Annotated in this window: 19 protein-coding genes; 1 reads left to right on the top strand and 18 read right to left on the bottom strand. The window is 42.8% G+C overall.

The genetic code is table 11. From position 1 onward, the window contains the following. Positions 1–59: 59 nt before the first annotated feature. The 10 genes from C3406_RS17920 to trhI form a co-directional block, all read right to left on the bottom strand. Positions 60–1,292, bottom strand: a complete 1,233-nt coding sequence (locus tag C3406_RS17920; protein WP_032610499.1) for a DUF7146 domain-containing protein — start codon at positions 1,290–1,292, stop codon at positions 60–62. A 114-nt stretch (positions 1,293–1,406) separates the two neighbouring features. Continuing rightward, positions 1,407–1,628 (bottom strand): hypothetical protein, encoded by a 222-nt coding sequence (locus C3406_RS17915; RefSeq protein ID WP_015063134.1) that lies wholly within the window; start codon positions 1,626–1,628, stop codon positions 1,407–1,409. 70 nt (positions 1,629–1,698) lie between these two features. Continuing rightward, complete coding sequence (locus C3406_RS17910) at positions 1,699–3,711, bottom strand: vWA domain-containing protein (protein ID WP_022652174.1); 2,013 nt, start codon at positions 3,709–3,711, stop codon at positions 1,699–1,701. Between the two features lie 77 nt (positions 3,712–3,788). Next, a complete protein-coding gene (locus C3406_RS17905) occupies positions 3,789–4,916 on the bottom strand; it encodes a DUF3150 domain-containing protein (protein ID WP_015063132.1) in 1,128 nt (375 codons plus the stop codon). A gap of 71 nt (positions 4,917–4,987) precedes the next feature. Then, a complete protein-coding gene (locus tag C3406_RS17900) occupies positions 4,988–5,257 on the bottom strand; it encodes a hypothetical protein (RefSeq protein ID WP_032610391.1) in 270 nt (89 codons plus the stop codon). Positions 5,258–5,295: 38 nt separating this feature from the next. Continuing rightward, positions 5,296–6,348, bottom strand: coding sequence for an ATP-binding protein (locus C3406_RS17895; RefSeq protein ID WP_103824215.1), 1,053 nt, complete (start codon positions 6,346–6,348; stop codon positions 5,296–5,298). A gap of 59 nt (positions 6,349–6,407) precedes the next feature. After that, positions 6,408–7,394: a hypothetical protein gene (locus tag C3406_RS17890; RefSeq protein ID WP_040113305.1), complete on the bottom strand. Its 987-nt coding sequence runs from the start codon at positions 7,392–7,394 to the stop codon at positions 6,408–6,410. A gap of 60 nt (positions 7,395–7,454) precedes the next feature. After that, complete coding sequence (locus C3406_RS17885) at positions 7,455–7,832, bottom strand: hypothetical protein (protein WP_022652171.1); 378 nt, start codon at positions 7,830–7,832, stop codon at positions 7,455–7,457. Positions 7,833–7,890: 58 nt separating this feature from the next. Beyond that, positions 7,891–8,766: a hypothetical protein gene (locus C3406_RS17880; RefSeq protein WP_015063128.1), complete on the bottom strand. Its 876-nt coding sequence runs from the start codon at positions 8,764–8,766 to the stop codon at positions 7,891–7,893. A 373-nt stretch (positions 8,767–9,139) separates the two neighbouring features. Next, positions 9,140–10,948: an IncHI-type conjugal transfer helicase TrhI gene (trhI, locus tag C3406_RS17875; RefSeq protein ID WP_015063127.1), complete on the bottom strand. Its 1,809-nt coding sequence runs from the start codon at positions 10,946–10,948 to the stop codon at positions 9,140–9,142. Positions 10,949–11,130: 182 nt separating this feature from the next. Between trhI and C3406_RS17870 the strand changes: the two genes are divergently transcribed. Next, a complete protein-coding gene (locus C3406_RS17870) occupies positions 11,131–12,003 on the top strand; it encodes a hypothetical protein (RefSeq protein ID WP_015063126.1) in 873 nt (290 codons plus the stop codon). A gap of 28 nt (positions 12,004–12,031) precedes the next feature. Here the strand turns inward: C3406_RS17870 and trhN are convergent, their stop codons facing one another. The 8 genes from trhN to C3406_RS17830 all read right to left on the bottom strand — a co-directional run bounded on the left by trhN (position 12,032) and on the right by C3406_RS17830 (position 24,569). Continuing rightward, positions 12,032–15,208 (bottom strand): IncHI-type conjugal transfer protein TrhN, encoded by a 3,177-nt coding sequence (gene trhN / locus C3406_RS17865; RefSeq protein ID WP_015063125.1) that lies wholly within the window; start codon positions 15,206–15,208, stop codon positions 12,032–12,034. An 18-nt stretch (positions 15,209–15,226) separates the two neighbouring features. Then, positions 15,227–16,282 (bottom strand): IncHI-type conjugal transfer protein TrhU, encoded by a 1,056-nt coding sequence (trhU, locus tag C3406_RS17860; protein ID WP_199182742.1) that lies wholly within the window; start codon positions 16,280–16,282, stop codon positions 15,227–15,229. Between the two features lie 144 nt (positions 16,283–16,426). Further along, entirely contained in the window at positions 16,427–17,935 is a 1,509-nt protein-coding gene (gene trhW, locus C3406_RS17855; RefSeq protein WP_015063123.1) for an IncHI-type conjugal transfer protein TrhW, read from the bottom strand. Continuing rightward, the gene (gene trhF / locus C3406_RS17850; protein ID WP_015063122.1) at positions 17,922–18,434 is read right to left on the bottom strand and encodes an IncHI-type conjugal transfer protein TrhF; all 513 of its coding nucleotides are present in this window, start codon (positions 18,432–18,434) and stop codon (positions 17,922–17,924) included. Before trhF ends, trhW begins: the two co-directional genes overlap by 14 nt. A gap of 278 nt (positions 18,435–18,712) precedes the next feature. Beyond that, positions 18,713–23,011 (bottom strand): IncHI-type conjugal transfer protein RSP, encoded by a 4,299-nt coding sequence (gene rsp, locus C3406_RS17845; protein WP_103826496.1) that lies wholly within the window; start codon positions 23,009–23,011, stop codon positions 18,713–18,715. A gap of 121 nt (positions 23,012–23,132) precedes the next feature. Beyond that, positions 23,133–23,690, bottom strand: a complete 558-nt coding sequence (locus C3406_RS17840; protein ID WP_022652167.1) for a hypothetical protein — start codon at positions 23,688–23,690, stop codon at positions 23,133–23,135. A 2-nt stretch (positions 23,691–23,692) separates the two neighbouring features. Next, on the bottom strand, positions 23,693–24,127 hold the full coding sequence (locus tag C3406_RS17835; RefSeq protein WP_022652166.1) for a hypothetical protein: 435 nt from the start codon (positions 24,125–24,127) through the stop codon (positions 23,693–23,695). Further along, complete coding sequence (locus tag C3406_RS17830) at positions 24,117–24,569, bottom strand: hypothetical protein (RefSeq protein ID WP_015063118.1); 453 nt, start codon at positions 24,567–24,569, stop codon at positions 24,117–24,119. The genes C3406_RS17835 and C3406_RS17830 overlap by 11 nt, the downstream gene beginning before the upstream one ends. Between the last annotated feature and the right edge of the window lie 455 nt (positions 24,570–25,024).

The raw sequence follows: 25,024 nt of genomic DNA, 5'->3' as shown, positions 1-25,024 counted from the left end.
AAATTAAACACTAAAGAGATAACCCCCCCCGACCTAAAAAGGCGGGGGAGTTATCGGGTTTAAAGCTGAGCAAGACATTCAGGAGCCCATTTTACTGGGAAGCCATCAGGTCCTGTTAATTTCAATACTTCGTTCCAGTCGATTCCTTTCGTCCCTTCAGGAATATCGAAATCTGGTTCAAAGACTTTAATTGTCAGCTCTGAAGTGGGATATCGCTTTGCAAAAAACTCTTCCATTCGGGCCTGAAGTCGTATTGCTGACTCCATACCCGGGCAAGCGCCTCTTGAATTCACAACATCCTTATCCGCCCAGACGTAAAACTGTATTTCTTTCACATCCGGAGGAGGCAGTAGACTATCCGGCACTTCAACGTTTTCAAGACACCAGGCAGAGCTCGCAGCCCAACACGGTGTTGAAGTCGCTTCAGTTACTGACAGCGCGTTTTCTATGCCTTCAGCCACACCTAACGTCCAGGTACGGGTACCTGAGTTGTAGTGTGGGTCGTACAGCTGAATTGAGCCGCCGGTCATATCGGCAGGCGGTTTCATCATCAGTTTCGGATTCTCTACCCGAGCCTTATCACCATTTTTCTCTACGAACGTTCTATGGATTGTCAGAGGACGTCCCCGTGTATCACGATAAATTGCGATCATTCCCGGGTAAGTTGACGGTTTCTCTAGTGACTTATCCATATAGTAAAGTCGGTTGTTCAGACCAAGATCCTTAGGCAGATTACTCAGAATTCGTTTAAGACCACGATTTCGGAGATACATGCCCACAGGACTCCCTGGCTTGATTTCACCTGTATAGTGATATAACACTTCAAGTTTACGCAGCCGTTTTTCAACTTCATCGCTATCAAGCGTTTCGGTTGCACGAACTGTTGATTTATAACGCCGTTCACTTTCGAGATCCGCATCAGTTAACGGAGCGTACAGATCCATACCAAAGAAATCAGTCAAGATCTTCTTACAAGTCTGGGTTTTGCTCAACTTGTAATACTCTGCCAGCACATCAATACCGTCACAAAATGCATTCACAGGGAAATCATTGTGAATAGCACAACCGGTATAGAGGTCTTTTTTTCGGAAACGGAACTTTGATTTCCCGTCCCCGGTGAAGGGGCAAGGAACCTGGCTAGGTGCTTTATCACAAGCATCTTTAAATGCCGGTATTCTATCGAATACATAGCGCCAGCCAGAGGCTTCCGCAACACGAGCGTGAACCATTTTAATAAAGTGCTCAGATACTTCATGTGGTGTACGCTTAACAGCCGGTGATGCATAAGTCATTTTGTTCTCTCTTATCTGGCATTGTGGGTTTCTCAATGCCCTCTGCGATGCAGAAAACAGGGAGAAACCCACAACGCAGAATCTAAGAATAAGGGCCATAATGGCCCTTAACAATTACGCTTCAGACTTGAAGCCATTATTTTCAAGACGCTGGATAAAACCATCAACCATTGATGTTGCCATTTTTACATTACCCTCCGGTATAGATACATCCCGGAGAATTACTTCTTTTGGCAATTCACTTTTGACAACTTCACCCATGCGACCAAAAATACGGACACGATGCATCATCCCGACTTTTTCATACTCGACACGGTAAGTCTTTATCTGAGTCATATATTGCTCCTTAATCCTTCAGGGAGCAAAACGACCCAACCGGGCGTCATTTTGCCCCGATTGGGTAGAGTTAATTAGATAGAATTTGATGTACTAATTTACTGACCACATTCGGCAGTAAAGAAATATCATCAACATTTACGAAGGTGCCCTCATCAAAACCAATTAACTCATCAGTTTTAATGCCTACACCAGCGATTTCAATACCGTTACTTTCAGCTACCGTAAGAACATCACTAATGGTGTAATCAGACTCTGTCGGATAACCATCAGTAATAAGGAAAACAATTTTCCTGTCAAACTGGCTTTCAAGTAACAATTCTACAGCAGCCATTAAGGCGGAACCCGTTGGGGTATTATTCCCTTTACAGCCGAGTGAAAATTTTGAAAGCGTCTCTTCCGCGTTTTCATCAAACGTTTTGATAACTTCAAAGTCTTTGTCGACAAACGGATAAATCACATTAGCAACGTGCATTTTTGAATTAGCTTCAATCGCCAAAGTTAATGCAAGGTCAGTCTTAATTGCGTGGATATAACGGTGATCCAGAATCATAGAACCTGAAATATCACGAACAATAACCAAGCCGACGTGGCCCCGGTTTTTAGATTCGCTTTGCGACCGGAATACATCCCTCACACCCATCGGAGACTGGATCAATCGATTAATGTCGAATGACAAGCCTCTATCACGGGTTTTAAATTGACCACGCATTTTTACCTGCTGTAAAACAGATAAGTCTGCCCCAAGAGTCTGACTGATATTTAATGCTTCATTGTAGACATTCAGATCAATAAGCAAATCTGGAAGATCCCACTCATTTGCACCAAATTCAGCTTTAACCTCATCCGACACACTGGCAGCAATTACGGAGATTTCATTTGCAAGAGCCTCATGAAAATCTTCACTTTCCTCATCGCTGTTAAGAAAATCATCCAGCAATTTGGCAAGGATACTCCACTGCTCAGGAGAAAAGTTACTTTCCCCATCGGAAGGATTTCCATTGGAACTGTCGATTTGGGAAGGAGTTCCGTCAGCATCATACGAGTCAGGGTTAGCCGATTCATCGGTTTCGGGCTCTCCATCAGGTTCACCGTTACCGCTCTCAGCACTTTCTTCATCCCCTTTAGATTGCTCTGACGGCTCATTATCTTCCATAGGTGCTTTACCATTACCAGCATCATCGTCTTGCTCTTCGGAATCTCCATCCCCTTCACCCTGGTTGTCACCATTGGTTTCGGAATCAGGTTCATTCTCAGAGCCAGATGAATTGTCTGTGTCGTTTTGCGGGTCTTTATTCTGATCCTCTTCTTGCTGTTTCTCTTTGGCTTCATCCCGTAAACGCTCTAAAAGAGCCAAGGTTTTACGCGCCAGAGAATCGCAATTTTGCGTACTTTTGCAACTTAGAGCCTGATGAATAATCTCATCAACTTCTAAAATTACAGGCTCAAGGATTTTCTTTGCATAATCGAAAAATGGATCAAGCGTTTCTTTATGCCCTTCTTGCTGGAGAACGTTAACCCGCAATGTATTAAGCAGGAACATTTCAATAAACTGAACAGGGTTTTGAGGGCTTGAAGAAACATCAACCGTCATTCGCCCAGCTTCAACCATCAAGGCATAACTTACCGCGAGGCGCTTTTTTGCCTCCTGATAGTTAATACCCGTTTTCTCTTCCATCTGGACATCATCAAAGAGATTAATAAGTCCATGTAGACGGTAAGCCCTGGCATATGCGATTTTCTTTTGTTTAAGGGTTTGAAATTCAGCGTTCAGCTTATCATCTATACTGATGAAGCCATCTGCATTAATCAGTTCCCCAACAAAAGCTTCACGGTATACTTCATGTTCTGTATAGCGACCGTGTCCAGCTTCATGACATATAAACCCTTCAATTAGCTTGACGAATTTCTCATCGCTATAATCACCATTAGGTAATACACAAACGTTCTTTTCGCTGTTGAAATAAGGTGTATGTACCTTATTGTCTATTACAACATTAAGACCACTTATACCGCTTATCACGCTGGCTATATTCGTCAGGCGTTGAATATGGCGGGGTGAAGATTTCAAATCAAATTTCATTTGAGTACCTTTAATTAATAAAGGGTACTCACCCAGATGGTGAAGTACCCATCTGGGGTTATTTTTACAAGACTAAATCACCAGCCGTTCAGTTCGAGTTCGCTGTTAAAAGCACTATTACTACCACTGGCCTGAAGGGAAACATCTTCTTCAGGGACAACAGCAGACAAAGGTGCAGTTACTGCGTTTTTCTCAACTTCTTCAAGCGGATCTTCTCTGAACACATTTGCTGAAGAAAAAACATCATCCTCAAAAGCATTCTGAGAGTTAGCCGTATTATCCTGTGAATCAATATTGAATGACCGGGTAATGGAATCCAGCCAATCTGTTACTTTCTGCTCACCAGAAATAATACGTTTCAGCATTGACGCATCACTCATGAAATAGAACCATTGCTTTAACACCGCAACATCACGGGGAGAAGAAATGGCGCCTTTGGGTAAATTATTCATGACGTGCTTGATAGCTTCTGCAAGAACAACCGCCTCTTTATGAATGAACATAAAGCTAATGATTTTATCTTGCATCTGTTTTAATCGGTCAATCGTGCTGGAACGCAAATTATCATTTTTACTGATTTTTGCATAAACCTTCATAGCTTCATCGGCCAAATCGATTATCAGTTGTTCCTGATAAAAGTCCTGTGTTTCATCCCCCTCCACACTAATCGGTGAAAACGGAATGAAATGCGCCAGATTAAACCGGAATGATTTAATAAAATCATCTTTCGTTAATTTCAACTGGTCGATTAAATCTGACATCAACGGACTGCGATCTTTCTCAGCCTGAATATGAGTGTCATAGTTATCAACCACATTCTGGATACCGGCTTGAAATTCACGTTCAATTTCTTGTGCCTCTTCCAGAAACTCCTCCATTCTTTCGACAGGCAAAATCCACATATTGCTATAGCGGATACACAACCGTGAACAGAGTGTTGAAATTCGACTAGTGATAGTGCTTTTGAAACTCAGTGCCTTTATGTCTATCCAGCGAACTTCACTTTTAGACACGCTCTTCTGGTCCGTTATATCATCGCCGCCATAGGACAGTTCGATTTTATCGGTACGCCGAGAGCCCTGACAACCACTGATTTCGATTTTTGTTATAACAGCACCTTCCAACAAATCAGGATGTGCTTTTACAAAGTTATCACAGATTTGCTTAGCGGAAACTTTATTAAGTTTAGAAGTATTGAAAGTCATAGGTTTTCTCCAGATTAAAAAAATGGGAAAACCTCCCTGTCGGGAAAGATTTCCCGATAGGGTTAAGATTATTACTTCTCAAGTGTTGTTAAAAGAATTCCAGGAAATTCACTCTCGACAGACGTCGATTGAATACTTCCTTGATACATGAATCCTTTTGATTCAAGGCCCTTAATCATGGCTTCCATATCTTTGTCACAATCTTGATAACAAATAAATGAATAGTCATTATTGTGCTGCTTAAGACCTATATATTGATTTCCTTCCTGTGCAATCGCGAAAGTTTCATCCCCGTCTGCACTCAAAAAACCGTAAAACGAAAGATGAGCAAAGTCTGTCACAAGGCATTCAGCCTTCTGATAACTCGTCCCATCTATAACTACTTTTTTGCAGTGTAATACTCCATTGTACGGTTCTTATCGTCACCGAGTTTTAAATCGATGGCTTCCAGCACCATACCACTGGCATGTGCAGGCAGAGCCGACGCAAAAGCAATTTTAAACGTATCCAGTAAGGACATGGTCTTTAACGTCATCGACGTTCCAACCCATGCCACAAGCTGACGAATATCCATTACAATGTCTTCAGTTCCTATGTTGTTTACTGCAACGGCTACCGAAACGAATTTTTCAATTACCAGCATAGGCAGGCTATTGTAGCGTTTAAGCAAAACGTTGGTTAATGCAACCTCTGAAGGCCTTTCCATCTCCACAATCAGGAAGCGTTTAATAAACGCTGCATCCTGCCGCTGTGATGAAACGAACTTACGAGATCCCCCACTCATGTTTGTGTTTGCTGTACCCATAAACCGCGTAAACTTATTGGCATTAACCACTTCGCCACCGTTGGCGGCTAGTGACCAGGGCTTACGCTCTATAGGCATATGCAGCTTCGCGGCGGTATCAGGGTCAATCTTGTCCACTTCATCCAGAAGAATGAGGTGGCCTTCCTGAAACGCCGTTACAAGCTCGCTGGGCACAAAACTGGTGTTTCCGTTAATGAGACTACGCTCACCTTCAAGTTCATCAGCACGAATATTACTGTTGATTTGCTTTATGGTTAGCGGCCAATTCAGCATATGGCTAATGTACATTGCCATTTCAGTCTTACCAGAACCAGACTCCCCTTTCAGGCATACACTTAAATCTATATCGTTACTTACGAGCAATTGTACTACTTGCTCAAGTATACGAGCATTCGGTATATAATCCTTATTCAGGTTTGCACGATGTGGAGATAAACGTTTAAATACTGGAACTATCATATCCTCGGACATTTCAGGAATACCAAACAAATCTTTGGCCTTAACCAGGTAATATTGTTCCTTATTCGCATATGCTTTTGTAGATATAACATTTGCGGGTAACAGATTACCAATATTTTCTTCCAGTAATGAATTTTCGGTTTCTAATATAGTTGCGGCGTTAGTCATTTTTAAAACTCCGGTAAAATGCAAACACCGCCCGCTGGCAGATGTTTGCCAGTGGCATATTAGTTGAAGGTCATCTTACACGCTGTAACCATCTGTTTTCTGATAGCATCAACGTTGTAACCAAGATGAGTCCCTACAATTTCGAATACTTCAGATTCAATCCATTCGAACTGGCGCTCAAATGTAGGGTTTACGATAACCCAACCTGATGTATCCCTTAATGTTAACTTGTTATTTACGACAAGTTTTTCAAACAAATTAATTGTTGATTTAAATGCTTTAGAATAGACATCCATTATATCCCGATCAGTCCATTTTACTGCCAGTTTATTTTCTGCCAATAAATAGTCACGGTCGAAAAAGATATCCCATCCCATATCTTCCTTACAATCATGCAAAATAATCTCTTTATCCTGATGATATTGAGATAATTTAACATTTTCACTTTCAAAACTGTGCGTGTATTCATACAAGCTTTTTTTAAGCTCTGACCTAAACTCAATAGCATCTATACCATGAGTGGCACATGTAAGCTCAAATGACTGCGACATATACCAACGTGTTTCTGCTTCAAGAAGCGGATTCACTTTGATATTTCCGAATTCATCAGTTGTATAGAGTGATTTTGTAAAGACAAGATATTTAACGTTTTCCAACGACTCTTCCATTGCGACGACGTATAACTGATATACATCTTCAGGAGCCCAGTCGATAACCAGACCACCTAATTCTGCATTGTATTCTTCTAAAGTGAAGAGATAATCAGTTTCAGAAGCAAAACTAATTCCATGCAGAATTTGATTGTTGAGTAATTTGGAACAATGACCTAGCAATGCAACATCATCCGACACATGAGGCACCAGTTCCGGGCCAGAATGTTTTTTTTCTGATTGCATGCTTTGCTTTTGGGCTATTGCATTATTTATATATTCAAGCGGAGACTCAACTATGGGTATTATTTCATTTTCCTCTTCTTCAAAATCGAATATAGAGAAAAAATCCATTTGTTTACCAATAAATGATGTCGAGCTAATTTTTTGTTTCATGGGGCCTCCAAAGGGAGATCTCCCATGAAGGGATTTCTCCCCTTTAGGGTGGTTTAAATGTCAGATCTGTCTAAAGCTACTTTGCCCAAAACCCTTGGGGGGTTTAGGTATGTGAGCTAACTTACTTGTTGCAACGACTCTCATGTAGTCAAGAGGGTGCTCTCTCCCTTCCAACGTGACAATATCCACAACAAGATAACCGGAGACCATTAACTCATCACCTTGATTTATACCAGTGAAACAGCCTGAATACATTTCTGGTGACACTTTGATTTGAATAGAAAATTCTCTCTCAGCGATTTCACCATTAATTTCAGTCTTCATTCTGTTTTTGAGCTTTATTAATAACCCAACGTTACCGTCAGTCATTTCTTTCTCCATTGCACTGATAACTATCCCGGACACTTTAACTTCATTAACATATTCAAGATGTGACATTTCTTCTCTCCTCATTTTAATCAAAGAGAAGCCCTGTCAGGGTTCCCCCTTAACAGGATTAAATAAATTTATTTACAATGAACATCAATGACATCATGCCAAGAACAGCAAAACAAAACGTCTGACCAAAAGGTCTTGGTTCTTTAGCTGTTTTAGCGCTATTGACTTGAGTCAAAAGTTCATCAATTGTTAACTGCCGTTTTTCTGCCTTCATTTTGTCATCTAAATATTGCGCTTCTCGTTTTGTGAGAAATTCAATTTTAGATTTGATAGCATGGTCCCAGCCTTTGGAATCGAAAACGCTCAATTCACTAAAGGTATGTAGCATGAGTTCATCAGGAAAACCTAATTCTTTCATTAAGGGACGGACGGCTGCATACAATGCATCTACAGTTTCATAATGTGCCTTTGTCACTTCATTAAAGCGATTACGCAATGCTAATTTATCGCGCTTCACAATAATTTCAGAAACCCAGGCAATCAACTGATCATTTTTTAACTCTCTGGATTTATCGAGTGAATAATCTAGGTCATCCACATCAAGGAATGTGTTCAACCCATACTTTTCAAACTCTTCATTTAAAAACTTATCCAGTTCAGCTAAAGTTTTAAACATGGGAATTGCAGGTGCTTCTTTGAGTAGCTTATAAGCCTTCTCAAAGTCAATTGGATTGACATGAATTTGCTGCATTTCTACATGATAATAAGTTGAAAAAGCTGAAAGCTTTTGGGCCAGCATAGAAACCGATTTTAAAGAGTTCAGTTCAATTATAGTTGGTCCGTCTTCATTCAAAATAACAATAAGGTCATTATCATGCCCTGAGTAAATAATCAGAGATTCCAATAACTTCTTGTTAACTGCCTTGTCCATATCCGGAATCAGATCGGCGAAGGCCAGAAGAAGGGCTTTACTGCGTGCTTTGCTTTTAGACATTTGGGGTCACCTATATATAGTAAGAAGGAAGGAATAATGGAATATTCCAACACAAAGGCAAAGCCTGTCATTCATCTCCCGTAAGCTATGAACCGCCTGATTTATACTTTCTGGCATTAGAAGTACGCAACGAAAATAGCTCAATCAAGAGCTAAATTAGTTACGATTTGGTAAATTCGGTTTGCCTTTTTACGGGCATAGGAAAGGCACCAGCGACAAAGGTGACATTTTGCCGGTGGTGCCTTGCAGCTTAAGTAAGCTGGCCGCTTTTCACGGCTGAATCCGCGCTTAATGCGCAAAGTAACTTTTGTCAGTTACTTGAAATGTGGGAGCGATAATACAAAGCTCAATATTCTTATACAACATAGAGTCATTATTGTAAATACTGATTGGAAAATTCTTCTGTTAAATTTGATTCTATTCTCATATTCGCTGCCTCTTTCAATTTTTCTTCGGCGCATTCGCTTAAAAAGAAGGACGGATCACCGTACCACATTACATGCAGCTGTTGTTCTGCTCGTGTAAATCCTACAAATAGAAGTCTTCTCTCTTCTTCAATCGCTTCCTGCCCCACTGATCTCTTGCTTGGGATCTGGTCAGCATTGCAACTCATAATAATGACTTTTTTCCATTCTAGCCCCTTCGAACCATGCAATGTCGATAAAACTACTTTATCCGGCGTATATTCCTCATCCTTCTTTTTAGGCCCCAAACACATCGCCGCAGCTCGATTTATCATGTTTTGCCAGCCATTTTTCTCAGCCCATTGCTTACAGGTATCTAACGCAATTCGTGTCAGTGAAGGTGAACCTTTCTGAGTCCTCATTTTTATTGATGACAATTCCATCCATTTAATCAGATTTGCGAAGCGCTTTTCGATTTCAACTTTATCCCGAGTCTCCTGTGTAAACCGGGTGAAGTTTGAGTGAAGTGTTCTTGTTTCCAGGGAACTTGCATCTGGGATGCTCAGTTCACCAAAAGTTACTTTTCTCCCTTTCATGCTAAATGCTGTTTGATCCAAAACTTCTTCATTTTCACCGAAAAGCGCCAGCACCCTCTTCATTAATCGAACATCGTTGGACTGCCGAAAGAAAGCCATCAGATGCAGTACGTCGCTCGTCTCTTTCTCATCCCAAAAGGACTTGCCTCCATAACGAAGAACCGGCTGCTCTATGAGGCTTTCAAGCTGATCAAGATGTGCATTACCTCTGCTAAGGATTGCCCAGCCATTTGGGTCTTGGTTAATTAGATTGAGGATGCCTTGAATCTGTTCATCCATATCAACATATGAGCGGAAATTAACTTTTCCACCACCACTTTTAGCTGAACGCAGATCCTTAACGTATCTGTAAACATTTTTTTCAATCAATGCCCCTGCAACCTTAAGAATTTCTGGTTCACACCTGAAACAGGTATTTAGATAAAATATGTTTGGCCTGAATTGTTTTTCAAATTGCTGGAATATTTTTACCCCGCCGGAGGCCCTGAAAGAATAGATTGCCTGATCATCATCCCCTACGATGCTCGTGTTAACACCACCCCTTGTATGTAGTGCGATCCAGGCATACTGAATCGAGTCGGTGTCTTGCACCTCATCTACAACTAAATGCGTCAAATTTAGTGGCTGCATTTTTCCTGAGTGCATCTGGCCCACGACAAAACGTGAGAGTGCATTTAAGTCAGCTACGTGGTCTTTCTGACATATTGCCTGGTATGTGTTGAACAAGTGGATTTGTTGACGCGTATGGCGAACTGAAATGATGTCTGTATCCATTTCCCTTCCAATCGCATCAATAGCAAATTCAGCTTCCGGGTAACGGAAAGGCGCGCCTGACTCCTTTAACGCACGATGAATTACAGAACGCTGTGCCGAGCTAATCAGCATCTTGCCCTTCCAGTTGACCATGTCCAGTTGCATCCGGATAAAGCCGTGGAAAGTATTTACCAGCACCCTATCCTGGTCTTTTTTACTTAACCGACTTTTCAGCTTTTCAGCCAATGAATTTGTTGCAGCGCGAGTAAATGTGACCATTCCAACCTTGGCATATGGGAACTGCCTGAGGATTGAGATCACAGCCTCGATCATCGTAAATGACTTCCCAGACCCTGGTGCTGCAATAACCATATTATTTGCGTTTGCATTTTCAATGATGACCCTTTGCTCATCTGTTGGTTTACCCATAAAAGCCTCTGAATATTTAGTCCCACTGATTATACGATTTAATTTAGAGGGATTTTTCTTTACAAGGCTGGTTTTTGTTCGCTTCACATTTTTTCATTTTTTCTGCATTTTGGTTGTTTGAGAAACTGACGAGTATGAAATAATGCTTCTAGACAAAAAAATCATTCAAAGAAGGGTCTCAAATGAAAACTAAACGTTTTGTATCTCTGGTTTCTGCTTTTGTTGCCAGTGCATCGCTGGTTGGTTGTGCCCGGGATGCTGGTAAAACCCCGAATTCTGCACAGCACAGCGACACTCATGGGCTCTACTGGCATGCTAATTCTAAAGACTCGGTAGCCAAAAATGCTTACTCTTTGGCCGGTTTTGACGTTACTTTTAATGAAGAAACAGTCCAGCCGGGTGGCGATGCAGATAACTTGCTTTCCAAACTGCTAATTAGTGGCTCTATGGGCTATGTTACAGGAGGGCTCAGTGGATTAAGTATTATGAGTTTGGGATCAATGTACAGCTCCTCTGACGCTGAATATATCCAGGTTAACCAATACGTCGTCTTTGTCCCGAACCCTAAAAAACTTCCTTATAACGATGAAAGCTTAGTACGTGCCGGTGCTGCATATGTTTATAATCACACCAAAGAGTCACAGGTGGCACTCGGGTTCAATCCTTCGAAGCAAAGTGCGGCTCTGGCTTCATGCAAGATTGATATGGCAGTGATGAATAAATGGAGTACCTGCGACCTCCCTTCAAAGCCAGCTGCCGACGTAATGCCGACTAAGTCCATGTACAGCTTCCAGGTTATTCGCCCAGCGTCTGGATCTGAAATCCCTCAACTTAATCTACCTGCCGGTGATTATTCAGTAGTTCGTTACGTATTCATTCCATTTAAAGGCAATGAATCTAGTACTAACTTCTCAGGTATTATTTTCCGTTCTGACAGTCCAAAATTCACTACCCCAGGTGGCGTTGCTGCATCTATTAACGGTAAAGATTATTATCTTTTCGCAGGAGAATATGGTCAGAAGGGTTTCCCTGAAAAAACTCTTAAAGCAAAATAAAAATAAAGGGGCTTTACAGCCCCTACATTTAGTATTTTGGTAATTCCTTCCCAGTAATTGGGTCTACATAAGTTGACCCAACTTCACAAATCGCGGGCCGTGGTAGATAGCTACAGTCCACATTCTCCTCTTTAATTGCCTGATTATTTTCCTGTCTAGCTTTTATCATATTATCCTCACCACCCATTGATTCTTTCGTTCTTTGGGATGGAAGTTGGTAATTTTCATTTTTAAATGGCAAATTTTCTGTTATCGATGACTCGGAGAATGTAGCGTACTGATCAGGAACTTCTCCGACCTGGACGGCATCGTTAATCCATTCAGTTAAATCGATCTTATCAAAATCTAATCTCTGTATTTGACTAATTGATAATCCAACGCAACTCGAAGCAACCGGATCTATTCCAAGTTGAGGATACGCCTGCTGCATAATCACGCGAGATAACATTGAATTGTAGCAGCACATGTCTGTTGCTTTTTTAACACACTTCTTTGTAAATCCCATATTGAGATATTTAACACAGCGTTCAGTATCCAGTGTGAAACAGGATTTCTGATTTTTATGAATAGACGCTTCCATTTCTTTTTGATCACAGGCCACAAGCATTTCAAGCAACATTTTTGTTATTTGATATGCGGTATAAATCCAGCCAATGACATTTAATGCAAGCATAAAGTTTTGAATTGCTGCTGAAAAGACTACTTCGCCACCCGTTGTCGCTACATTTTTAAAAACGAAGTCCCTTACTGTATCGGGAAGCAAGTCATATGCTTTTTCCATGGCCATCTTCTTAAGGGTACCAAGCCCGAAAGAGCTCATTGTCTCCTTAGCAAGTTGACCACTTCCACCAGCAGTGGATGAACCTACTGTTCGCCCAAGGTTACCGGCCACATTTTCGTAGACGCTGGTTAGCGAACTGGTGACATTGTTCCACATCTGACCAACAGTTTTACCTGCCGATGCTGTCCATTCACCAACCGAGTTAGCCATTGAAGCCCAGGTTCCACTCTCCCCACCGGTCCAGCTTACCAGCTGAGCATTCACTCGTGTCCAGTTCGTGTTTCGGATCATCGACCCAGCCAGCATAATCGCCTCTAGTGAGCCAGCGGTACCCTGTGGCTGTTCGCAGCAATCTGTTTTGGCCAGCCCGTTCACAAAACCAACGGACCTGCCGCACCATTCTGCTTTCCCCTCAAAGACGGAGCAGGAATTAGGGTCGTTGGGATCTTCGCATTTTGCCTCACCCTGCATGTACTGAACCATGTTTGAGTACGCGGCCACTTTCCCAAAATCATTGTTTTCCTCTTTTGGGCCGGTTTCGCATGTTCCACCAGAACATGGGATCATACCTACACAGGCGTTAGTCTGTGACTCTACCTCTCTGACGACGTCCTTACCTCTGTCACACGTATATTTCTGCTCATACATGTAGCATGTATTTGTGCCTTCATCGAACCAACCTTCTGCACAAGTCTGTGTATCGAGCACACACGCAGCATCATTTTTATATGTGCCGCAAGCGTCAGGCATATTTTTAATGTCGTCGTAGTTGTAGCAGAGGTCTTTTCCTGCGGCGTCTTTCATGATGTTTCCCTTCGCATCATATGAGCACAGCTTTTCCTTCGCCAGGGGATCACAGAAGTAACCTTCAAGGTTTGTTTTCCAGGTTAAGAACCCGGTATCGCCTTTATAAAGCGGTGTGGCCATTTTAAGCACAGTTTCCGGGAGCCGCTTTGTACCGACATCCATGTTCACAAACCGGTCAAACCGACAGAATGAATTCGGCGTTTGTACTGCATCAAAACAACCTGCGGGTTCCTGTATATGTTTATCCTCCAGCTTCATATTTTCAAAAGTCAGCTCAACTTCAAAATAGCCTTCCCCACCGCCACCTACCCAAACGCGTGACGCCATTGTCACTTCACGGTCCACCTCCTGATATACAGAGTTTCTTACCTGGTCGGTAATATCGTAGACTTTGTCAAGCTTCCATGATTTTTTCAGCTCCCATGGCCCTTGTGGTGATGGATAATTGCTACTTCTATATTCTCCATCTATGTGAGCAAAAATCTGCGTTCCATCAAGCGTGACCCTCATATGATCATCCCACTCTGCATTAATTATTTTCGCAGTTGCAAGCTTTGCATCAGGATGAAATTTTAAGGTTAATGAGTTGTCATATACTCCATCGTTCCAATAGTTGTCGTCTCTTCTGCCGAACCAGACCCTCACACAATTATCCCCGCACATAGACATATCACCATTACCACCTGAGATATAAACAGGTACGGAAAAATCACGAGTTATTGTGCAACTATTAAAGTTATCTTTCTTGGGTGAGTTGCAGTAAAACTCTTTATAATCTGGATAGTGTGTAGTAATAGTTTGTTTTTTTGTTTCCGTATTGCAACTCTGTAGCCAGTTGCCTGTACCGGCTACAGCATTACCAATTTCATTTCGGCCAGCATTGAACATAGGGTCGTTAGGTTTAATATTAGATGCTGGGTTGTCTTTATTTGCATTCACCAGTGTACGGTAGGCAACCCCATCGTAACTCTGCGCTTCAAACAGCTGACTTTTTCGATTTTTGATGTCATTGATGAATCCATCCTCATCTCCATACCGGCCACCGGAATTAAACTGAATATCACTGTGCTTCTGCTCTGAGCTGAATAGCTCTCCTGTACTGGTTTTGGTTCCTGCCGTTGTATTCGTGTTGTTACTTATACCAATGTTACCGCTACTGTCTCTGGAAAGTAACTTTGCCCCCTCTTTCGTATAATTAGAGTTGATCGTACCGCCCGTCATGCTCGGTAACTGTACGGTCTTACCGATCGACTTGCCGTCAGATGCAGCATTACTCATAACACTTTCGTTTGAGTTCAGCGCCCCGTACTTCCCAACGTCTAAGTTTATTGAATCTGCTTTACCTACATATTTATCTGATATTTTTCCGCTCAGGTTTTCCCCGGAATCAGCATTCTTGTACTTCTCTACAATATCCTGAGCACTTGTTGTTGCATTTCGATTTGCGTTGGGGTTCGCAAGGTCAAAATTGTTTTCCAACTGATCAAATATCGCATCAGCTGCGTATATTTTTGGTGTCATAACCATGTTAATGAGCGAAACGTAAAATGCCCAACTCATAGTATTTGCGAGCATAGACGCAATAATTGTTGAAGCAATTAATTTCCTAGTTTTCATATTAAAAGCCTCCTGCAATTAAGCGCCGGGATTAAAACGCACGCAACAGTCATTATATCTCCATAGCATATAGACATAATTATCTATGCCTATTTTCTTTCGTCCACCTTTCAGCGTTGACCAATCATGTACGGAGTCACCAAGCCTATGGCAGCAATCAGGCCCTTTAGCTTCTGGCGTTGGGTAAAGCATTGAAAGTCTATATTGTGAACGAGGAGTGAAGTATTCCCATGTTTTCTCACACATTGCATCTGCTCCCATTGTTCTCATTAGCATTCCTTGCCGATGTAACTTAGTTAGTAGTCGTTGTGTAATAAGGGAACTGGTTCTGACGGCATCATCATTCGCATAGACGTGCCCTGTAAGCGGGTACAAGTTACCATCACAACCGGCACAAAAATAGGCAGCCAAATTATCCTTTCCGGCAGTCACTGCCACGCAGTCAGCAGCACATACCATTGAGGCAATAGGGTTTGCAAATACCACAGCTTCGGGGTTCAGCACGAGCGTCAACAGATCACTTTCCCACATTGGATCAACTTCGCTGATATACGTCAGACTGGCATCAATATAAGGTTCTGCTGTACATTCACCGATTATCAGCAATTTCAACATTGTCATGATCGGGAATTCCCAGAGATGTACGTCGTAGAATCCGGCTTCTGTAGCAGTCATAGGCTGGTTAGTATTGCTCTTGCCAATATCGAACTGTGATTTTTGCAACATGGTTCCCTCCAAAAATGGGCTGCACCATGGGCTTTTCACTACTTCTACGATTTTAACTGGCTGGAAAAAACTTAACTGCCATCCGATTTCTGCTATCCCATTTTGGTCTGTGCAATAGCAGCCGGGGCGTGAGGGTGCGGCACCTTCAGGTGCCGCACCAATTCCCATGATCCGCATCGGGAAGATGCAACTCCAGCAGATATTTTTGATTAGTCCCTGCCACACACCAGCTGACTGGCACATTGCTCCCGGGACGCCGGTATCTGCGGCCATGGTCATTGCAGGCAGGGAAAATGACAGCATGACAGCAACCAAAATTTCCAAAAGTAACTTTTTTAGCTTCTTCACCGGCACGCTCACTATTTAGTAATGAATGTTGTCACGCTTTCCATATACGTAACCACTTTGTTGAAATACTCTCTCATCAGGTCCGGGTAATTCAGAGTCAGCCATGTGGCCAGCAGCGCCCCTAAAATAAATCCGATCTTCATATCAGTTCTCCTCTGCCGAGATTTTTTCTCCAACACCACGTATTTCAGCTTCACTGAATTGCGTTATCCGGAATTTATCTTTTTCAGTTGAAATCAACACTGGAGTGTTTTTAATCTGGAAGCGGGAAATAATTTGCTCATTGACTTTGAATACTTTCCCGTTAAATTTCTCGCGCAGATCATTCAGATGGTCCCAACCATTTTCCTGTTTAATTCGCGTAAACATCGGCATAACCTGTCCGCTGCCAAGAAGTTGGCGATATTGCTTCTCAGCCCAATCAAGCTGCCCCGGATTCAATGGGTCAAAAATTATCATGGTGAGGTTCTGCGGGAACCTGCTCAGCGGGTTAATCAGCTCGCCCGCAGAAGCAATGACGCGGCCCTGCTTATCTTTCACGTCCTGAGTGACCCTGATAGTCGGGTCAATTAACCATTCCTTGTGCTCCTGAGCCGGAGGCAGATTAACCATGAATTGGTTCTTCCATGTGTCTGCAACAGCTCGCTTCTTGGCGCCCTCCCAGTCATACTTTTGTGCTCGCTCTTCGAGCTCTTTAATAATGCTTTTCTCTTCGACCGGATAGGTCGTACCAGCATTAGGTAAAATATCCTGATCGGGATTTCTGGCCAGTTCTCGCTGGAAGAAATCAACGTTAAACGAACCGACCATTTTAGCGAATCGGGATTCCTCACGGGAGATAATTGTCGGGACCTGCGTGACCTGGTACTGGTCAAACGCATCAGGGTCAATCGTAATCAGTGGAGAGTCAAACTTCCCCTTCACCACCAACTGATTGATTGCAGCCTGAGTCTCCGGAAGACGCGTCGTGCCTTTCTTCAGACCATTAAAAACCACTCTCGCCTTATTTTGTGACGCGGTACGGAGTAGATCTTCTAGGACGTAATCAGGCAGGCTAAATGACGCAAAGATAGTGATACCGTTTTCTGTCGAAAGCACCTCTTCCCGTCTGCTATCTATTTTTCGTTCGAAGTCAGCGGCGGTGATCCCTGAGGTACCAAACATTTTTTCGATATTCGTCGACTGGCTGCGCATTACTTCTGGTTTATTTTCGACAGACTTCAGTGCTGAGTCGTTCAGCTGAATATTTCCCTGAATTTCATCACGTCTGCGAATAATGTCATTAACTGCTTCAGAATTATTATTCTGAGCGCGTATAGCCTGAGTATGATCGATAACCGCCTGCACACTGTCAGCATTCATACCCGGTACATAGCCCCGATTCGTTGGCTGACTGATGTCCCTGTTTTGCTTCAAAGCTTCAGCCTGGCGGACGTACTTCTGGACATCCGGAGAATCCAGAGAGCCTGACGAGAGCGGGCCTTCTGCTGTTTCCGGCGGCGTTGACTGAGCGCCCAATACTTGAGCTTGCCTAGCAATGTCGTCAGCAACCTGTTGATACTGGGGGCTAGCCGTAGCGGTGGACATCAAGGCGTAAAACGCCAGGCAGGTGGCCAGAGGCTTAATCGTTGTTTTTAATTCAATAGATCGCATATGTTTTCCCAATAACTGAAGTCAACTTAACCGGCCCCCAAAATCGTGAGTCCCATGAGTGATCCGTTTGGCCAATTAAAAAAACTTCTCCTTTCGGAATAGTTAATTCTCTTTCAATAGACTCAGCAGGTATGTTGTATTTCATTGAAATACGTCTGGCATTAGCTTTATAAAACTTGCTCCCGTTATAAACGCCATCCATTGTGACTCTTAGGCGATCTCCGCCTACCCCCGCCACAATTTTAATAACCTTCTCATTTTCACGTATAAATCGGACTGATTTTGGCATATGAAATGCAATGATGTTTCCTGCCTTGACAGATTTATCCTTCAAGTCAATCATGTAAAAATCAGCAGGTAAACAACCATTTAATAGCCCATGTCCAAATGTAAATCGAGTAAAGAAGATGGCCAGTACCAGTATCAGAATTGCCAAATTGATCGGCACGTACCAATCAAAACTCAGTAACCCACGCTTCTTAGGTATGTATTCGCTCATAACCTGCTTCTCTCAGATACCGGAACCAAAGGACTAATTTTTACATTACCTTAATACCTATTATCCATGTTTTGGACCGTCATTATTTCTACAAAGCCAGTTATTTCTGATAATTTACGCCCCTCTTTTTCTTTCATTATTGCCATTGATTGGTGATTCATGAGACTTGTATCACCGTTCATGCAAAGTAACTTTTCCGACGAAATCAATTCAAAAGACCAAAGACAAAAAGCCGGGACATTACTGTCCCGGCTTCTATTTCAGTACATAAATTTGTCTTACTGCGATGTACCAGTTGTTTCTACAGCCTTTGATTTTTCCTCATCTGGGCCATATACGACCGTGCGCTGTGTTGCTGAATCTCCACTATCATCATATGCGACTACACGGATATCTTGCTTCCCACGATTAAGATTTTTCGATAGTGTCGCAGTGCTGCCAAAAACATTCCTTAGTTCATCATTGATATACCATTCATAACGAACCAGTTTGCCATCAGTATCGACACATTTATTTGTGAAACTCCAGCTCATATTGGATTCTGTATGGCTTAGCACACATTGCGGAGCGGCGTTTTTTACAACATCAAAATCTACTGATGCTGTACCACGCTGTCCCATTTTACTGACAACATCCAGCGTGATTTCATATTTTTTCTCAGTAAGACCGGGAATTCCCTGAGCCCAATAGTTTTTACTACCCTGGACAACCTCTCCATTTACTTTATACGTCACCGTATCAATACTGTCAGCAGAGTGCGCCAGTTTAATATTAGATCTTAGTGTGACATCAAGAGGAGCCCTCATGAACTTATTAGAGAATTTTGGGGTCATTTCAACAGTCATCGGAGTTTGCTCATCGACGACGAAGGTATTTTCAATACGCTGTTCGTTATTACGGTTATCGCGGAAAACGATCATCAACGTATATTTACCCGGCTTCGCAATTGCAAACTCTTTCGTATCTCCTTCATCTTTTGAAATGGAGATATTTTCCTTATCGTAGATCCACTCCCGTGAATAAGTTACTCCCGGATAGTCACCGTCTTTTATTCCGGTCAGGGCGACGTGTAAGGTCGACGGGGCCATAGTGTATTTTAGCTTCGTACTGACTTTCATTTCAGGGAACTTATACACCCAGGACTTAATCGATACTTTCCGCGTGGAAATGGTACTTTCCTTGCTGTCAGCGAGCCATGCACTGTATGTAAATGCCGCATAGCCTTGCTTATCCAGCATCTCCTCTGTCAGCGTCATCGACAACTTAGGCCCTCTGATTTTCTGTCCGTCAGGGGCAGTCCATTCTTCAATGACGTCATTTCCGTTCTGGTACCGACTGTTCGGGTTGGAGTATTTACCATCTAAAGTAACTTTACTTCCCACCTCTACCTTTGAAATGCTGCTCACTGAAACGGAAAGGCGCTTGGGTTTAGCGACCGTTAACCGCGCAGACGTCTCTTTCCAGGAGGACTCTTCAGCCAGGTCGTCTGAATCCAGATAGCGCATCCGGGCGTAGATAGTTGGCGGAAGCTTCTCAGCGGCAGTCACGGTATAGGTAGTGTCACCCGCGACCCAATTAATTTTATCTTCCGACCACATTACTTCAGCCGTACCCTGCGGAATCGGCTCATCATTATCCAGCAACGAGACTGGTAAATCATCGCCTTCAAGAATTTCCGCAACATCAATACTTAGCTTAGGCTGTTTGTACGTTACAACTGTCAGCACGTCGCTATAAGACACTTTTGACGTAAACTTGTTGGTCATCTTGGCCCTGTAGAGCCACTTACCGACGTCAGTTTTTCTGATTGAAATACTTCTCTTCCCAGTCATGTCCGAAAGCATCGTCCATGTCTGCCCATTGTCTGACGACTCCTGCCACTCGGTAGGAGCAAGCGCATCAGAGTTAGCTGTGCTGGCCGATTTGAAGTTCACAAGCGTACTGAGCGGGATACGGCCGATAATCAGGCTCTTTGAGAGATTACCCTCCAGCTCTTCACCCTTATACACACGTATGCCGACCGCACTTGTTTCCCGGGTCAATTCAAAATCAGCGAAAGGCGAACGGACTTTAGCTATCCCGACAAGACGCATGTTCCCAAGGTCCATATTCTCGATTTTGATTTTTGTTTCGACTACCCCGGCATCATTCACCGGCAATGCCTCGGTTAATGGGGTACGTTCATACGTCGTTTTAAAACGGCCTGTTTCTGGATCTTTACCATAGATACTTTTCTGAGCGTAAATGGTTACATCCCAGTCACCCATTGTCGTCCGGCTAAATGAGCTTTTGCGAGTTGAATTGTTATAGCGCCCAACTGACACCTTCAACGGTAATTCCATTGTAGTAGCCGTCTTTTTGTCTTCGACTTCCATCGTAGCCCGAATGCTGAAGTCGGGGACCGTATACACGTTAAGTGTATCGGCGGTCCGCATTGTCGGGTCCTTCGAGTACTCTACAGCAATGTCGAATACATTTTTCGTCCACAGTGGGGCTGCGGCTACTTTCAGACGCTGAACGAATGTAGTTGCATCGTTGTTTGATGAACGGTTTTTAAACGTCGTTTTTGTGTTCTCACCCCCGTTTTGCGAAACATAGACTGTCACATCAGCAGGTACCACTTTTGCCAAGAGGCGAGCAGCTTCCCCACCTGTCGTGTACGCTAGTGCAGTGTTAGGGTTGATCCCAGTTACCAACTTTTTTTTCTTGTAAGTAAGGATTGGGTTATATGGCAGTTGAGTTGTCAATACGCGGCGGTATTTGGCCGACACAGCTTTAGAGCCTCTACCGTTTATCATATAGACTTGGTAATCGAGCAGGTTTTCGCCAGTTTTATTGAAGAACCCCGTAAGTCCTGGCGTCCTGCCTTTAAAGTAAAATTCAAGCCCGTCCGGTACATTGTTCCACTGAGGGTAACAGGCAGTGATATCAGATTTGCCGCCATACCACTCAAGATAAGCCTGCGCGTTCTCTTCCGTAGTAAAGAGAGTGCATTTATCACCGGCTGTCTGACTCATCAGATCGGTATATTGCCGAACGCGAGAATACAAGGTGACGTCTTTTTCTAAGTTTTTAAGCGCAAACCCTGTCGGTTGATACGTGAAAGTGGTATTGAATGTCACAATCTTGCCATACAGGTTTTCCGCCACGACTGTGATTTCGTGGTCAGCATTCACATCTAGATCATCCCCCACCGGCAGATAATAAATGCCTTTGTAGTTCGTTGGGGTGAGTTCAACAACTTTGTTATCGATAGTAACGGCTTTAATATCCGCAACCCCGGCCTGCCCCTGGAATGCGGCAACAATAATTTCATTTAAGAAATAAACAGGTGCTCGTTTTGCCAGCGCTGCCCCATCCTTAAGTACCATGAGTGTGGGGTTATCAGAAAGCATCAGTTTGCTTTCGGGCTCATTGTACGTAGACGTATTCTTGCTAGTATTCTCTATAGTGAACGTGGCGGCATAAGAGCCATTCGTCAGGTCTGTTAAGTCAAAGATATACAGATACTCATCGCCGACCTTCTGGGGTCCGCTCACGGGCTGGAGGGTACGCCGTATCGGTGTTACCCAGGATTGCTTAAAGTCGATAACCGTACCGTCATCCAAAGTTACTTTTGTTGTCGGCTTGAAAACCCCGTCCGGCACCATCGTCAGCGTCATAGCTGTTGGTAGCCACCACTCGCCTTCAGTCTCTTCCTGGGGCACTTTGACGGCTACAGCTACCGTTTTAGCGCCGGTATAGATTTGCTGACCGCCAATACTGATAGTTTTAGCTTCATCAGTGAAATTCCAGAGAGTATGGTCAACAACAGGAGGACGGTAGTCCCAGGTCAGCGTAAGCTTTTGCGCTTCAGGAGGGGCAAAGTAATTATTTTTCGAATTAGCGGTGACAGTTATTTCCCGTGAACCTATCAATAAATCCGAATCACTTACTTTAATACTTCCTACATCGATCGTGCAACTGGTCCCACCAATAGGGACTTCACAGGCAGAACCCGATCCGATAGAAATATATTGCACAAAATTGCGGGGTTCTACTGAGACGGCAAAACTCCTGATCACTTCATCCTTAATATAAGATTTAAGTGTGTAACCCTCTTGAACCAGCCCATTCATAGACGACTTTAGGCCGGTGATCGTCGGTTTAACCGGTACGAGAGCATTAACTGTATACTCCCCTTTCACTACTTCTACTTTTTGCCTTTCTGTACCGGAAAAATAGGAAATTTTGTAAGGGAGTTTTAGGTCTCCTGAGCTGTTTGGAATCCCGGTTAACGTGAACCCGTTAGCAGTAAATCCAGAGCTATTTGGAAGCCACTCAAAGAAGCAGACAAGATTATCCACCGTTGATGTCGCACGATCATCAACCGTCACATTACATGCGGTTCCAGAGCCTGAGGCAGTAATTATATTATTGTTTACGAATGCAACAAAATCGCCCGGGCCGGGATTAAACGTGACGGCAGGCATATCAGCCTGGAGTTTTCCGGAAATCATAATTGCCTCGGCATGTACCGACTTAATCGAGGCAATTAAAGAAAACAACAGGGTTAAACATAAACCTGATTTTCTCATGACGAACACCTGTTTTTTTTACGCAGAATTAAAATTACTCTACGATAAAAAAATCTGAAATCTTGTTCGTTAAGAGGAAAAAAAAATATTAATTTTTTGCTAAAAATTGAAGATTTTTAACTCACTGACAGCTTTTCGACTCCGAAAGGCGCAGAGCAGTTATTATCGATTCTGAGGATACCCATGGCATCTTAAGCGTCAAGAATCCAAGCAAAAAAAGTCCTGTTGAAACACAATCCATTTGCGTTACGGGAAGATTATAATTTATGGGTTTAAATGAACCCCTTTCGACCGGAACAATGCCTGACGTGACTAACAAGCCCCCACGGTCATTTGGGCCGATAGTGATATTTTTGTAAGCCTGGTGTGTGCGATGCGTGGTTTTTCTCTTTTCAATTTTAAGTGTAGGTTTAATTCTCAGGAAGACAGAAGCCAGCGCCATGGCTTCGTTTTGGGATAGTTTCATGAGAATACTTCCCTCTGAATTCCACCCATATTCTCTATTGTCAGCCGGAGGGGCGAATTGGAGAGTAAGGTAATATTTTTCAGCCTCGCTTATGAAGGCTGAATTATCAGCAGACCGACTTATGTCGACGTTCACTTCAAATGCCATCGCCACTGACTGGCTGAAGACCCTAGCCCGTAGAGCCTTCGTTCCAATAGCTTCCAGTTCTTTCATTGCTATGCTCTCTTCTTAAAGAACCATATACCGGAGATGACTTCATTATCCTGGATGCGTATCAAATCCGAAATAACAAAACCACCTTTTCCTTCCGAAATTATCATGGTGTAAGAGCTCGTATGCACAAGCCGAGCATTTTTGATTGGTAACCCAGCACACTTAACAGAAATTTCATCAGGCGAAACTTTTTCAACAAAAGTAACTTTTGATGCAACACCATTGATATGTATGTTTCCGTTATCTGCAATTTTAACGTTTAACGAAGGTGTGGATTCTTTATCACAGGGTTGGAAAACAGACGTGGCTTTAAGAACTTTGCCAGTAAAATCGTACAAGTCGGGCTCCGCCGGTCTTGCGTTGAAAAGCGAGTAAGCCCCCGCAATTGTTAAACCGAGCACTACCAGAGGTAATAGTTTCTTGTAATTAACTTTCATCCTCCAGTTCCTCTCCAATCAGGTGTAAAGCACTCACGCACATAAGCCTAAGCTGATACAGCAAATTGTCGGCGGTGATACCACCAACAAATGTCACTGTACGGCGTATCGATACACCACCAGGCTCGCATTGAATATGGCCAATACCCGCATCGCGAAGAAAATCATTCTCGGCGCTTACGAGGTCTGCTTCCGCAGGTGGAATGACCACTTCGATGAGTATTGTATCAATTGGAGCCCATTCCCAGTCGTACTTAAGGGAGGAAATTGGAGCGATAGAAACATGAAATTCATCAATATTAAAAATTACAGGTTTTTTGCCCGTTGATTCAGGCTGAATGAAGGGATTCTCGACCAGGACAACTGGGAATTCAGAAATAGACAGAACTTCGATTAACTGATCTCGACGTAAACCATGTATTAGTGAGTTGCGTGATAACATTCAGTCAGCCTTCATTATAATAATCAAACAGTTACACATGATGCCGTTAGTTTCTTTATGCTCATCCAGATTGCACGGCAGAAACTCTTAGGATCATAGGGTGCTAGGGTAACAAAAAAACCTAACTTGACCAGTAAAGCATAGAGATTTTTTACATAAAATAATAAATAAGTACCAATTTTAGTAAGATATTTCTTACTTCAACCAATACTTTAGGACAAATCTGTACCCGTTTTAACACCTGTTCTTAAATCGTGCAAACGAACAACCATAAACAGGAGCTAAACCACCTTTTTTTTAGTAGTATACATAACTAAAATTAGGTTTCATAAAACAAACTGGTTAGACCTGAAACAACCAAAGAGGTTCATAATGAGTTTTTGAGTTGGATCTATAATTCTACGAAATTATTTAACTTGCTATGCAGCATTGAGTGTTCCATTAACTACATGTAA

The sequence above is a fragment of the Leclercia sp. LSNIH8 genome (genome assembly GCF_002920195.1).
In the GTDB taxonomy this organism is placed as follows: domain Bacteria; phylum Pseudomonadota; class Gammaproteobacteria; order Enterobacterales; family Enterobacteriaceae; genus Enterobacter.
Note: the sequence above shows the minus strand (reverse complement) of the source record. Positions and strands in the feature narration are given on the sequence as shown.